This is a genomic window from Deltaproteobacteria bacterium (assembly GCA_021737785.1).
Classification (GTDB): Bacteria; Desulfobacterota; DSM-4660; order Desulfatiglandales; family Desulfatiglandaceae; genus AUK324.
Genome location: JAIPDI010000078.1, coordinates 1 through 14,589 on the forward strand (window position 1 = coordinate 1; position 14,589 = coordinate 14,589).

The 14,589-nt window shown below is 54.9% G+C and carries 9 protein-coding genes; all 9 read left to right on the forward strand.

Annotated elements, in window-relative coordinates; all coding sequences use genetic code 11:
• The coding region (locus K9N21_22785; GenBank protein ID MCF8146743.1) for an Hpt domain-containing protein at nucleotides 1-244 on the forward strand (244 nt) is incomplete at its 5' end.
• Nucleotides 241-1,146, forward strand: a complete 906-nt coding sequence (locus tag K9N21_22790) for a diguanylate cyclase (GenBank protein MCF8146744.1) — start codon at nucleotides 241-243, stop codon at nucleotides 1,144-1,146. The genes K9N21_22785 and K9N21_22790, both read left to right, overlap by 4 nt.
• 7 nt (nucleotides 1,147-1,153) lie before the next feature.
• The gene (tadA, locus tag K9N21_22795) at nucleotides 1,154-3,361 is read left to right on the forward strand and encodes a Flp pilus assembly complex ATPase component TadA (protein ID MCF8146745.1); all 2,208 of its coding nucleotides are present in this window, start codon (nucleotides 1,154-1,156) and stop codon (nucleotides 3,359-3,361) included.
• Nucleotides 3,362-3,580: 219 nt separating this feature from the next.
• Nucleotides 3,581-5,767, forward strand: a complete 2,187-nt coding sequence (locus K9N21_22800) for a PAS domain S-box protein (GenBank protein ID MCF8146746.1) — start codon at nucleotides 3,581-3,583, stop codon at nucleotides 5,765-5,767.
• Nucleotides 5,768-5,817: 50 nt separating this feature from the next.
• Complete coding sequence (locus tag K9N21_22805) at nucleotides 5,818-6,717, forward strand: response regulator (protein ID MCF8146747.1); 900 nt, start codon at nucleotides 5,818-5,820, stop codon at nucleotides 6,715-6,717.
• Nucleotides 6,710-10,006, forward strand: a complete 3,297-nt coding sequence (locus K9N21_22810; GenBank protein MCF8146748.1) for a PAS domain S-box protein — start codon at nucleotides 6,710-6,712, stop codon at nucleotides 10,004-10,006. Before K9N21_22805 ends, K9N21_22810 begins: the two co-directional genes overlap by 8 nt.
• A 110-nt stretch (nucleotides 10,007-10,116) precedes the next feature.
• On the forward strand, nucleotides 10,117-11,142 hold the full coding sequence (locus K9N21_22815) for a response regulator (GenBank protein MCF8146749.1): 1,026 nt from the start codon (nucleotides 10,117-10,119) through the stop codon (nucleotides 11,140-11,142).
• Nucleotides 11,143-11,273: 131 nt separating this feature from the next.
• On the forward strand, nucleotides 11,274-14,192 hold the full coding sequence (locus K9N21_22820) for a response regulator (GenBank protein ID MCF8146750.1): 2,919 nt from the start codon (nucleotides 11,274-11,276) through the stop codon (nucleotides 14,190-14,192).
• The coding region (locus K9N21_22825; protein MCF8146751.1) for an Hpt domain-containing protein at nucleotides 14,176-14,589 on the forward strand (414 nt) is incomplete at its 3' end. The genes K9N21_22820 and K9N21_22825, both read left to right, overlap by 17 nt.

A 14,589-nucleotide genomic window follows, 5' to 3' on the forward strand; every position in this document is an offset into this window, starting at 1 on the left:
GAGCGACATCAGGGAGGCGGTCCCGAACAGCGACGCCTCTCGCCTGGAACAGGGGGCCCACAAGCTGAAGGGGTCCCTGTCGATTGTGGGCGCCAAACGGGCCTTTGATGCGGCCTATGGTCTGGAGGTCCTCGGCAGGCAAAAAAAGATGCAGGAGGCCCAACATGCGGTGGATGTTCTCTCGAAGGATCTTCAAGACCTGGAGTCCTCCCTGCGGATCAGCCTCAAGGAGGTTGACGCATGAAGATTCTGATCGTCGAAGACGATCCCGTCTCCATGAGGGTTTTGGAGGCCTTTCTTGAGAATTGGGGATACGAGGTCGTGACCGCCCGAAACGGAAACCAGGCATGGGAGTTGCTTCAGGAATCGGATGCGCCGAGCATCGTTATTTCGGACTGGATGATGCCCGATATGGACGGGCTTGAATTATGCTCCCGGATACGTGGCAAGGAGGGATCGGGATACACCTATTTCATCATCGTGACGGCAAAGACGAGAAAAGAGGACCTGATTCTGGGAATGGAGGCCGGAGCGGATGATTACCTTGTCAAACCTTTCAACCATGATGAGCTGAGATACAGGATCAGGGTGGGCCGGAGAATCATTGATCTGGAACGGCGCATCCTCCAACTGGCCAACACGGACCCGTTGACGGGCATATTGAACAGAAGGGCCTTTATGGAGAGGTTGAAGGGGGAGCTTGAGCGGGCCGCACGGGAAAATGCCTCTCTTTCCATCATCATGGCGGACATCGACCACTTCAAGAGGGTCAATGACGAGTACGGCCACCAGGCGGGGGACCGGGTGCTTCAGGAATTCAGCCGCCGGTTGATGAAACCGGCAAGGCCCTATGATTTCCTGGGCCGTTACGGCGGGGAAGAGTTTATCGCCTGTCTCCCCAATACCAATGAAGAGCAGGCACGATCGATCGCGGAGAGACTGCGACGCGGTGTAGAGGAAACGGCGATCTCCCGGTCGGATGATGCGAACATCCCGATTACTGCCAGTTTCGGCACAGCCTCATACAGGGCGGAGGCCGGAAACGATGACGTGGATCGAATCATAAAAAGGGCCGATGATGCCCTTTACAAGGCTAAACGCGAGGGAAGGAATCGCGTGTGTGCATGGCAGGATGGGGAGTCCTGAGAAATAAATGAATACATCAGACACATCCATATGTACCCCCCAACAAAGGATGCGGATGGGGGAAATCCTGGTAAAATCAGGGCTCATCGACAATGAAACCCTCGCCAAGGCCCTTGAGATTCAGAAATCTCAGAAAAGGCGCCTGGGCCAGATCCTCGTGGATATGGGGGTGGCTGACCAGGTGATCATTGCCAAAACCCTCGCCAGGCAGTTGAAGATACCGTATGGCCGCCTTGAGAACAAAAAAATAGCCAGAGAGGTGATCGAGCTGGTATCGCCCCAGCTTGCCGAAAATCATCTGGTTATCCCTATCAAAAAAACCGAAAAACGCCTCCTTGTCGCCATGGCAGACCCCCTGGATCTGGACGCCCTGAACGACCTTCGCTTTTTTACCCAGTTATCCATAGATGTGGCGGTTGTCCCTCAAGAAGACATTTTGGATGCCATTGAAAGACACTACCCGAAGGTGGATCTTAAAAGAGACCTGGATTCCGGCCTGACCATATTCGGGGACATAGAAATTATCCGGGAAAAAGATCCGGATGAGAAAGAGGCCAAAGAACTTCTTTCCCTTACGGAAAAGCCTCCCATTGTCCGATTCACGAATTCAATCCTTGCCGATGCCATCAAACAGAAAGCAAGCGATATCCATATTGAACCGCAGAAGGCGGCGATTTTGATTCGGTATCGGGTGGACGGCATACTCAAAGAAATCATGCGGGCGGACAAGCATATTCATGCGGGGGTCGTTTCCAGGATCAAGATCGTATCGAACCTGGATATTACCATCAAACGGAAACCCCAGGATGGGAAGGCCCAGGTGAGATACGGGAACAAGACGTTTGACCTCAGGGTCTCCACACTCCCCACATCATACGGTGAAAAGGTGACCATCCGCATCCTGGATCCCGCTACAGCGGCCTTGAACCCCGAAGATCTCGGTTTTTCAGAGAGGGATCTGAAAAACCTTTTGGAGGCCATTCACAGACCCCAGGGGATCATCCTGGTGACCGGGCCTACCGGGAGCGGAAAATCGTCAACGCTCTATGCCTGTCTCAACAGTCTCAAGTCCCCGGAAGTCAACATCGTGACCGTTGAGGATCCGGTTGAATATGATGTGGCGGGGATCAATCAGGTTCAAATCAACCCGGCCGCCGGGATCACCTTTGCCGGGGGGTTGAGATCCATCCTGAGACAGGATCCGGATATCGTCATGGTGGGCGAAATAAGAGACAGCGAGACCGCTGTTACCGCATTTCAGGCCGCACAGACCGGGCACCTGGTCCTCTCAACGCTCCACACGAATGATGCCCCTTCTGCGGTCATAAGGCTAATGGACCTGAAAATCGATCCCTTTCTGGTTTCTGCGTCGCTCATTGCCGTCATCGGCCAGCGGCTCGTCAGGAAGATATGCCAGGAATGCAAAACACCCGAGTCGTTGCACCCCGAGCAGATGGAAGCGATCCGCCCGTATATGGGTCATGACGCATTGGGCGCCTTCTGGAGGGGAATCGGGTGCGAGGCATGCCAGTTTAGCGGATATTCAGGGCGCTTGGGCCTGTTTGAGGTCTTGATGATAATGCCTTCTCTCCGGCGAAAAATCTCTACGCATCTCTCGTCTGTGGAGTTGAAGGCGGCGGCAGAGGCTGAGGGGTTCCGGACCATAACGATGGACGGAATAACAAAGGCCATGCAGGGGCTCACCACCATTGATGAAGTGTTTCGTGTGGCCCCTCCTGAGGCAAAGCGATCGGTGACGGCACCCTTCCTTGAGACTGCTGTTGAGGAAGAAAGTGCATCGGAAGAGCCCTATTTTGCAGAACCAGCGCCTGCCGTAATGAGTGCCAGCCCCAAGCGGATCCTCGTTGTCGATGACAATGCGGTCATTCGTAAACTGCTCAGCCATCATTTGGAGGCGGAAGGCTATCTGGTTGTCACCGCGGAAAATGGGCTGGAGGCCCTTAAAATGGTGGCCAAAGACAAGCCGGATCTCATTCTGTCGGACTTCCTGATGCCTGAGATGGACGGGCTTACCCTGGTAAAAAAACTGAAGTCCCAGTTGGCCACGCGGTTTATCCCTGTGATCATGCTCACGGCAAAAGATGAGGTGGAATCCGAGGTAGCGGTTATTGACGCAGGGGCCGACGACTACCTGACCAAACCGGTGGTTCCGAAGCGGTTGCTGGTGAGGGTCAACCGACTCCTGAACAAATAGACGCATCACTCGTCCAATGCCGCCTCGATGCCGGAAATCCCGCGGAATGCCTTCCCTCTAAAGCAGGCCCTTGATGAGATAAGAGCCCATGGTGGATCCCAGTATGATTCCGATGTCGTTGATGCCTGCCTGAGGCTTTTCAATGAGAAGGGCTGTCAGGTGGAAGGTTGACGCTTCTTGCGCAGTTTACAATTCGGTTTGCTACCGATGGGGAACGCTATGAGAGATGATCATAAGACAAAGAAGCAGCTCATAGATGAACTGACGGAATTGCGCTCGCAAAATGCCGCGCTGAAAGAATCAGAAAGCGCGGAGAACTACCGGAGTCTGGTGGAAAACATCAGAGATGTCATCTATGAATTGGACAGTCAGGGCGTAGTCCTATACATCAGTCCGGCTGTGAGGGATATGCTGGGATTCGACTCGGCTGAAATCGTTGGAAAGAATTTCACCGAGCTTGCGCATAAAGATGATCTAAGTCGTCTGACAAAATGGTTTTCTGAACTGCGCAAAGGCATTGAACAACCATTTGACTATAGAATCCGCCACAAATCCGGTGAGTTCAGATGGGCCGGGACGAGAATTAGGCCGATCCTGGAAGACGGACTGTTTAGGGGCGCCCGCGGAATACTCATAGACGTTACCGAACAAAGGCGGATGGTGGAGGCGCTACGCGAATCCGAAGAGAAATACCGCAGTGTGTTTCAAAACTCCATCATGGGGGTTTCCCAGGCGCTCCCTGACGGACGTCTTATCGCTGCAAACAGCGCTTATGCACAAATGTACGGATTCGAAAGTGTAGAAGAGATGATGATCGAGGCATCCCACGTAGGGCAACGTTATGCGAACCCGGAGGATCGGGAAGAGGTGCTGCGCATCCTCGCAGAAAAGGGTGTCATGGAGCCAAGGGAGATAGCTGTCGTCCGCCGCGATGGAACACTGCTCACCTTTCTGGCAGGGGCTCGGGAAATCAGAGATTCCAAAGGAAACCTGCGGTATTATCAGTCAGAACAAATAGATATCACCGAGCGGAAACGGGCGGAGGAGGAGCTCAGGAAAAGCGAACAAAAGTATCGTTTGGTGGTCGATAGCATGGCGGACGTCATAACGGTCATGGACATGAATCTTGGTTTTACCTACGTCAGCCCTTCCATCATTCACCTCCGGGGATACACGGCTGAAGAGACCATGGGGCAGACCATGGAACAGATCCTGACGCCTGAATCCCTGCAGATCGTTGCCAGGGTCCTTGAAGAAGAGTTGAAATTGGAAGCCAGCGGTACGGCAGACCCAGACAGAAGCCGCATCATGGAATTGGAGGAATACAGAAAGGACGGGTCCACTGTTTGGATCGAGAACAGCCTGTCTTTTATGCGGGATCAAACACAGCAGCCAGTGGGCATCATCTCATTGAGCCGCGACATCACCGAACGGAAGCGGGCTGAGGAGGCGCTCAGGAAGAGCGAAGAGAAGTACCGCTGGGTGTTGGATAACATGGCGGACGTCATAACGGTCATGGACATGAATCTTCGTTTTACCTACGTCAGCCCCTCCATCATGCGTTTGCGGGGATACACGGCTGAAGAGGCCTTGGCTCAGACCTTTGAACAGGTCATGACGCCTGAATCCTTGCAGATCAGTGCCAAGGTCTTTCAAGAGGAGATGACATTGGAAGCCAGCGGTACGGCAGATCCCGACAGAATCCGCATCGTGGAAGTGGAGCAATATAGAAAGGACGGCTCCATCGTTTGGATGGAGAACCACCTGTCATTTATGCGGGACGAGGCACAGAAGGCCGTGGGCATCATCTCAGTGTCCCACGACATCACCGAGCGGAAGCGGGCGGAAGCAGAAAGGGAGCGTTTGACGACCGCCATCGAGCAGGTCAGGGAAATGATCGTCATTACCGATGCCGAAGGGATGATCCAGTATGTCAACCCTGCATTCGAATCCGTGACCGGCTACAGCCGCCAAGAGGCCATGGCGCAAAACCTGCGCATGCTCAAAAGTGGAAAACAGGATCATGAATTTTATCAGAACCTATGGAACACCATTGCCTCCGGAAAGACGTGGGAAGGCCGCATGGTCAACAAGCGCAAGGATGGAAAACTGTTCACCGAAGATGCCTTGATTTCACCTGTCCTCGACACCTCGGGCCGAATCCTCAACTATGTTGCGGTCAAACGCGATATCACTGAGAAGATCGAGCTTGAGGAGCAATTCAATCAGGCCCAGAAGATGGAGTCTGTCGGCAGGCTTACCAGCGGCATTGCCCATGACTTCAATAACCTTTTGACCATCATCATCGGCAATGCGGAAATGGCGGTCATGGATATGGACAGGGACGCGCCCCTTTACGAAATCATGCAGAGATCAAAGAAGCCGGGGACAGGGGGGCCGGGCTGATTCGTCAGCTCCTGGCCTTCAGCCGGAAGCAGATTCTTCAACCGGAAGTCATGAATCTCAATAATACGATCCGGGACATGGAAAAGATGCTTGGCCGCACGATCAGAGAGGATATCGAACTGAGGACCGTCCTGGCCCCGGACCTGGGACAGGTAGAGGCCGATGAGGGCCAGATCGAACAGGTGATCATGAACCTCGTAGTGAATGCCAGGGATGCCATTCCGGAGGGAGGAAAGGTAACGATAGAGACCGGAAACGTGGATCTCGGCGAGGAATATGCCTGGGCCCATATCGCCGTGAAACCGGGGCCATATGTGATATTGAGCGTGAGCGACACGGGAACCGGTATGTCCCGGGAGATCCAGGCCAGTATTTTTGAGCCCTTTTTTACCACCAAGGAGAAGGGGAAGGGAACGGGCCTGGGGCTTTCCACCGTTTACGGCATTGTAAAGCAGAGCAACGGGAATATATGGGTTTACAGCGAGCCCGGAAAGGGGACCACCTTCAAGATCTATCTTCCCCGGGTCGAGAAGCCGCCATTCGGGACGGAAATGAAGGCCAAAAGCGCGGATAGGCTGAGGGGTTCGGAAACCGTGCTGGTCGTGGAGGATGATGAGCAGGTTCGCAAATTTGCCGTAAGGGTCCTCAGGGGATACGGATACACGGTCCTGGAAGCCGCAAACGGAGAAGAGGCAATAGAAGCCTCCAGGGAGCATTCAGGCCCCATTCATCTTGCGTTGACGGATGTGGTCATGCCCGGAATGGGCAGCCGGGACATGCAGAAGAGTTTGACATCCTCCAGGCCGGAGATAAGGATGCTTTACATGTCCGGCTACACCGACAATACCATTGTTAATCACGAAGTCCTGGATCCCGGCAAGGCGTTTCTCACGAAGCCGTTCACACCCGAGGCTTTGGGCCGCAAGGTGAGGGAGGTGTTGGATGGGTGAAAAAATGCGAACGCTGGAGGGCCGCATAATAATATCCAGGGGCAGGATTAAGATCAGGGAGAAAATATTCAGATATTGCCGAGAACGGTATTGGCCCGGCCTGTGTTTGTTCAGGTTGCAAATCTTTTTCCTGGCCCTGGGCTTGATGTGCATGCCGGTCCTGCCGGCGCTGAACGAGGGCCTGGCCCTGGAGCTGCCGAGTCATCGCCGCATCGTGGTCGGCGGGGATCATAACTATCCTCCCTTTGAATACCTGGATGAGAACGGACGTCCGGCAGGCTTCGTTGTAGATCTCACCCGGGCCATCGCACGGGAGATGAACCTTGACATGGAGATTCGCCTTGGCCCATGGGCGGATATTGTGAAAAGCCTTGAACATGGCGAAATCGACGCCATCCAGGGCATGTTCTACTCCCCGGAACGCGACCTGCAATTTGATTTTACGCAACCGCACGCGGTGAAGCATTATGTCGGCGTGGTCCGTAAGGGCGAGGGAGACCCGCCGGGCTCAATGCCGGAGTTGGAGGGAAAACGCATCGTTTTGCAGAGAGGCGACATCATCCATGACTACCTGGTGAAAAACGAACTCGGAGAGCAGGTATCGCTCGTCGAAACCCAGGAAGATGTCCTGCGGGAACTGGCCGAAGGGAAATACGACTGCGCCCTTGCGGTCAGGATCAGTTCCCTGTATCTGATCGAAGAACATGGATGGCGCAATCTTGCCCTGGGGCGGCATCCGTTTGCCTCGATGGAATACTGCTATGCTGTTTCGAATGATCGTAAGGCGCTTCTGGCCCAACTCAGTGAAGGATTGAAGGTGCTTGATGCAACCGGCGAATTCCGGCGCATTCAAAAAAAATGGCTGGGAGTCTACGAGGAAAAGCCGCTTTCACTTATCCGCGCCCTGCGCTACTCCGCCATGATCCTTATCCCCATTATCTTGATGCTCCTGGCCATTTTTCTGTGGTCCTGGTCCCTGCGCAAACAGGTGGCCCGGAGAACCGAGGACCTGCGAAGGAGCGAAGATTTCCAGCGGGCCATGATCTCCAGTTCCCCGGTGGCCCTTTATTGCATCGACCTGAATGGGAATGTGCTGGCCTGGAACGTCTCGGCCGAACGGATATTCGGATGGACGGCCGGGGAGGTCATCGGCAAGCCCCTGCCCATCGTGCACGAGGAGAAGCATGAGGAGTTCGCGGATTTGCGCAAAAGGATTGTGGAAGGTGGAAGTGTTTCAGGCGTGGAAATTGTTCGGCGGCGGAAAGACGGCAGCCTGTTGGATGCCTCCCTTTCCGCGGCCCCGATCCACGACGCGCGGGGCAATATTACAGGGATTATGGGCGCCGTGGAAGACATCACCCATCGAAAGGCTGCGGAAAAGGCCCTGTGGGAGAGTGAAAAGAGATATCGGGATCTGTTCCAAAACTCCACAGATTTCGTCTATACCCTGGACCTGAAGGGCACATTTACGGATGTGAACAGGGCGGGTGAAGATCTGACCGGCTACACCAAGAGTGAACTGATCGGGATGAATTACAGGGAGTATATCCCGGAGCCCGATCACGAAAGGATTTTCAAGGCCTTTCGCATGGTTTTACAGGAAGCCAGGCCGTTAAAGGATTTCCCCTTTGAGGTGATCATCAAAGACGGCACCAGGAGACATTTTGAGACCTGCGTCAGTCCCCTGATGAAAGGGGAGGAGATCATCGGTTTTCAGGGGAGTTCGAGGGACGTCACCGAGCGGATAGGGGTTCAGGAGGAGCGAAAGAAGCTGCAGGACCAGTTATCCAATGCCCTGGAAATGGCCCGCCTCGGCCACTGGGAATATGATGTAGCGAGGGATCTTTTCACCTTCAACGACCATTTCTACAAAATCTTTCGTACCACAGCCGCGGAAGTCGGCGGGTACACGCTGTCATCCGCCGAATATGCGGGGCGTTTTGTTCATCCTGAGGATATTCCCGTTGTTGCGGAAGAGATTCGAAAAGCCATCGAAGCAACCGAACCAAACTTCAAGCGACAACTGGAACACCGGATCATTTACGGAGATGGCTCGGTGGGATATATCTCCGTCCAGTTTTTTATCTTCAAGGACGCCCTGGGCAAGACGGTCAAGACCTATGGCGTGAACCAGGACATCACGGAGCGAAAGAGGCTGGAAGAGGAGTTTCTGAAGGTTCAGAAACTCGAATCCCTCGGAGTGCTTGCCGGAGGCATCGCCCATGATTTCAACAATATCCTGACAACGATTATGGGCAATATCGCCCTGGCCAAGGATCGGGCCCCACCCGGGAATGAGGTCTTTGACCTGCTCCATGAAGCGGAGATGGGCGCAATACGCGCCCAGACCCTGACCCGGCAGTTGCTGACCTTTGCCAAGGGCGGCGTCCCAATAAAAGAGACCTCCTCCATCGAAGATGTTCTCAGGGAGTCAGCCACCTTTGTGTTGCGGGGTTCAAAATCCAGGTGCGAGTTCTCCATCGCGGACGACCTGCGGCCGGCCGAGGTGGACCCAGGGCAGATCAGCCAGGTCATCCACAATGTGGTCATCAATGCGGACCAGGCCATGCCGGAGGGGGGGCTCATCCGGATCGCAGCGGAGAATTGCGTGGTTCAGGACGGGCAAGGGCTGCCCGTCAGGCCGGGCCGATACATTCGGATATCCATCGCGGATCAGGGGATGGGCATAGCGGGAAAGCACTTTTCAAGAATATTCGACCCCTATTTTACCACCAAGCAGAAAGGGAGCGGTCTCGGGCTTGCCACCACTCTTTCCATCATCAAAAAGCACGACGGGCACGTCACCGTGGAATCCCGGCTGGAGGACGGCGCCACATTTCACATCTATCTGCCCGCTTCGGAAAAGGCGCCGCCGGAAAAAAGGGAAAGTGGGGTAACACAGGGCAGTGGCAGGATTCTGGTGATGGATGATGAGGCGCCGCTAAGGAAAATGCTCGGGCAGGTGCTGTCGAAGCTGGGTTATGAATCGGAATTTGCAGGGGACGGGGCCGAGGCGGTCCGGATGGTCAAGAAGGCCCGGGAATCGGGAAAACCCTTTGACGCCGTCATCCTGGACCTGACCGTCCCCGGCGGGATGGGCGGCAAGGAAGCGATCAGGCGATTGCTGGAGATCGATCCCGGAGTAAAGGCCATTGTCTTCAGCGGTTATTCCGATGACCCGGTCCTGGCCAATTTCCGGGAATACGGCTTTAAGGGCATGATCCCGAAACCCTTTGACCTCCTATCCCTGGGCACGGTGCTCCACGAGGTGCTCCTGGGGGATAGATGATGGTGGAGAGCCACGAATTTTAGCGGACGCGACGGAGCACGTCCCTCCAACGTGGCCGGATGAGACGGACGCGATGAAATGGGCCTCTCCATGAAGAAAGGTGCATGGAAATGGAGACGGAACCGGGCAAAATTCTCATAGTGGATGACGAGGCAGCCGTGCAGCGCATATTGACGCGCATCGTGGAAAGGATCGGGCGGGAGTGCGCTACAGCATCCAGCGCGGAAGAGGCACGCCGCATCCTGAAGGAAGAGACTTTTGATCTTATCCTCTGCGATATCCGCCTGCCCGGGGAGTCGGGGATCGGTCTTGTCAGCCATATCATTGCCGATTATCCTGAAACCGCCGTGATCATGGTGAGCGGAGTCGAAGATCCGGAGGTGGTGGAAAAGGCCCTGGAGGTTGGGGCCTATGGGTATATCGTTAAACCTTTTAAAATCAGCGAGGTGATCATCAATGTATCCAGCGCCCTGCGGCGGCAGAGGCTGGAGGTGAAGAGCCGGAACTATCGGGAGGACCTGGAGCGGATGGTGGCCGACCGTACGGCGAAACTTGAACAGGCCCTGGATGGCGTCATTCAGGTTGTCGCCCATACCGTGGAATCAAGGGACCCTTATACGGCAGGCCATCAGGTGCGGGTGGCCGGACTTGCCTGCGCCATAGCAGGGGAGATGGAATGTCCACAGGATCAGGTAAAGGGAATCCGCATGGCAGGTGCAATTCACGACCTCGGGAAGATCTCGGTGCCGTCAGAGATCCTGAGCAAACCCATCCGTTTGAGTGATATCGAGTTCGCCTTTATCAAAACCCACCCTCAGGTCGGCTACGATATTCTAAAGGATATTGACTTTCCATGGCCGGTGGCCGAGATAACCTATCAGCATCACGAAAGGCTGGACGGTAGCGGGTATCCCCGGGGACTCAAAGGTGAGGAGATTATCCCGGAAGCGAGAATCATGGCCGTGGCGGATGTGGTGGAGGCCATGGGCTCCCACCGGCCCTACCGGCCCGCCTTGAGCATCGATGCGGCCTTGGAGGAGATTGAGAATAATCGAGGAATCCTTTACGACGATGTCGCGGCAAATGCCTGTCTGAGATTATTCCGGGAAAAAGGGTTTCAATTTAAAGAGGCTTGATTTCATAAGGTAACTTCCTGTGAACGGCACGAGGCATAGATGGGAAAATGTCCGATTAGCAGCAGTCACGGCATGCCGGACTGAAGTAACAGTACCAGTGCGCGGGACTAAGTTCCCTTAAGGGGGAGAACATGTCTGACCAGTCAAATACCCATCACCAACAGGCAGAAGAAACAGCCGCTTTGAAGCAAAGAATCCGGGAACTGGAGCAGCGGGTTCGGGAATTGGAGAGGGTTGAATTTGAGCTTAAGCAGACTGAAGAGGCGCTGCGGGAACGCGTAAAGGAATTGAACTGCCTGCAAGCCCTTGCAAGGGTGATTGAAAAAGAAGACAGCTTGGAGCGTATATTTCAGAAGTGGGTCGATGTTATGCCGGATAGCTGGCATTACCCCGAAATCGCCTGCGCCCGCATCCTTTCTGAAGGGCGACAATATCAAACAGAAAATTTCCGTGAAACCGACTGGCGGCAGTCCGCCGATCTCAAGGTTATGGGCAAGGCCGTAGGTATTTTAGAGTTGTGTTACCTCGAAGAGCGACCCCTCAGGGACGAGGGTCCGTTCTTGAAGGAAGAAAGGAACCTGATTAACCTGATCGGTGAAAGGCTGGGAAGAGTCATCGAACGCAAAGAGGCCGAGGAGTCGCTCAAGAAGAGCGAAGAGAAGTATCGTTTGGTGGCGGATAACATTGCGGACGTGATAACCGTTATGGACTTGAATTTACATTTCACCTACGTGAGCCCTTCCATCATTCGCCTCCGGGGATACACGGCTGAAGAGACCATGGGGCAGACCATGGAACAGATCCTGACGCCTGAATCCCTGCAGATCGTTGCCGGGGTCCTTGAAGAAGAGTTGAAATTGGAAGCCAGCGGTACGGCAGATCCCGGCAGAAGCCGCATCATGGAACTGGAGGAATACAGAAAGGACGGTTCCATTGTTTGGATCGAGAACAAACTATCCTATATGCGGGATGAAACACGGAAGCCCGTGGGCATCATCTCATTGAGCCGCGACATCACCGAGCGCAGGCAGGCCGAGGAGGCCCTGGTCCGCTCGGAGACGAAGTTCCGAACGCTCTACAATACGACCAGCGACGCGGTGATGCTGTATGATGAGAATGGCTTTTTCGATTGCAACAAGGCGACCCTGTCCATCTTCGGATGCCGGACCCGGGAGGAGTTCTGCTCGAAAGGTCCCGCGGATTTATCGCCGATTGAGCAGCCTTGCGGCACGGAGTCTTTGGTGCTGGCCGACCAGATGATTGCGACAGCGATGGAAAAGGGCAGTGTACACTTTGAGTGGATGCACAAGAGAAACGACACCGGCGAGATCTTCCCCGCTGATGTGATGCTCACTGCCATGGAACTGGATGGCAAACCGATTGTCCAGGGCGTTGTGCGGGACATTACCGCCCGCAAGCGGGTCGAGGCTAACCTCCTGGAGACCAATCGCCATTTGGAGGAGGCCACTGCCCGCGCCCACGAGCTGGCTACGCAGGCCGAGGCGGCCAACCGGGCCAAGAGCGAATTTCTGGCCAACATGAGTCATGAAATCAGGACCCCCATGAACGGCATCATCGGCATGACCGAACTGGCGCTGGACACCGATCTGACGAAAGATCAGCGGGAATATCTGGAGATGGTCAAACTGTCGGCCGATTCACTGCTCAGCCTGATCAATGACATCCTGGATTTTTCCAAGATCGAGTCTAAAATGCTGGAGCTTGAGGAAATTGATTTTGATCTTCGCAACACCCTTGAAAATACGGTTGATATCCTGGCGATTCGGGCCCGTGAAAAGGGGTTGGAGCTGACCTGTCATATCATGCCGGAAATACCGACGGCCCTGGTGGGAGATCCCGGCAGGCTTCGACAGGTCTTGATCAACCTGGCGGGGAATGCCATCAAATTTACGGAAAAAGGCGAAATCGGCATCAAGGTCGAACTGCTGGAAAACGATCCCCAAACCGTGACGCTGAAATTCAGCGTAAAAGATACGGGCATCGGCATCCCGAAGGATAAAGTCGGCATGATCTTTGATAACTTTTCCCAGGTGGACGGATCCATTACGCGCAGATACGGCGGCACCGGACTGGGACTGACCATCAGCAGAGAGCTGGTCCATTTGATGGGCGGGGATATCGGGGTGGAAAGCCGGGTCGGGGAAGGCAGCACCTTTCATTTCACGGCCCGTTTCAAGAGAGGAATACCCAAGCCGTCCGGCGCCGTCCGGTTGGCCCTGGTGGATATTGCCGGGACGAACGTTCTGATCGTGGACGATAATGCAACCAATCGCCAGATTTTCAGAGAAATGACCGCCCAGTGGGGCCTGGTCCCGACCGAAGCCGCCGCCGGCCCCGAGGCGTTGGCGCTCATGGAGTCGGCATTTCAAGCCGGCAGACCTTATGATCTGGTCCTTCTGGATCTTCAGATACCCGGGATGGACGGTTTCAGCGTAGCGAAAACAATCAAGAATTCAGCTTTCGGCCGGCAAGCTAAGATCATTATACTGACTTCCCTGGGGCAGAAGGGTGATGCCGCCTATGGCCGGAAAATCGGAATTTCGGGCTATTTGTTGAAACCGGTTAAAAAAGCGGAGCTGCTCGATGCAATCAAAATCGCCCTGGGCCGAACGGATGTACCTAAACCGGAAGGCGTCGTTACCCGCTATACGGTTCAGGAGGCTCATTCGCGGTTCAATATTCTGGTGGCCGAAGACAACTTGATTAACCAGAAGCTGGCATTGAGTCTCCTGCAAAACAGGGGTCACCATGTTGTGCTGGCTCAAAATGGAAAGGAGGCCGTGGAGGCATTTTTAAAAGGCGACATCGACCTGATCCTTATGGACGTCCAGATGCCGGAGATGGACGGAATAGAGGCAACCAGGAGGATCAGAAGGTTAGAAGGTGAGAGGGGTAGAGGCGTAGAAGCTGAAAGCTCAGAGCTCAAAGGCAAAGAAAACTCTCCGCCCCGTTCCGAAAGATATCCAGCATCCGGTATCCAGAATCCCGATCGTGGCCATGACGGCCCATGCCATGGAAGGGGATCGTGAAAGATGCCTCGAAGCCGGAATGGACGACTACGTGTCCAAGCCGGTCAAGGCGGAGGTTTTTTACCGGGTCATCGAGAACCTTTTAAACACCGGGGAAAAGCACGATGATGTTCGTACCACGGCTCTCCATGCCCCCCCGGACCTGCCGGAGGACAGGCCCGTTTTCGACCTCTCCGCGGCCTTGGAGGCGGTGGCCGGAGACCGGGAGCTTTTCCTGGAAATCGCCCGGCTTTTTCTGAGCGAGCTTCCCCAGGCCGTGAGCGACATCAGGGAGGCGGTCCCGAACAGCGACGCCTCTCGCCTGGAACAGGGGGCCCACAAGCTGAAGGGGTCCCTGTCGATTGTGGGCGCCAAACGGGCCTTTGATGCGGCCTATGGTCTGGAGGTCCTCGGCAGG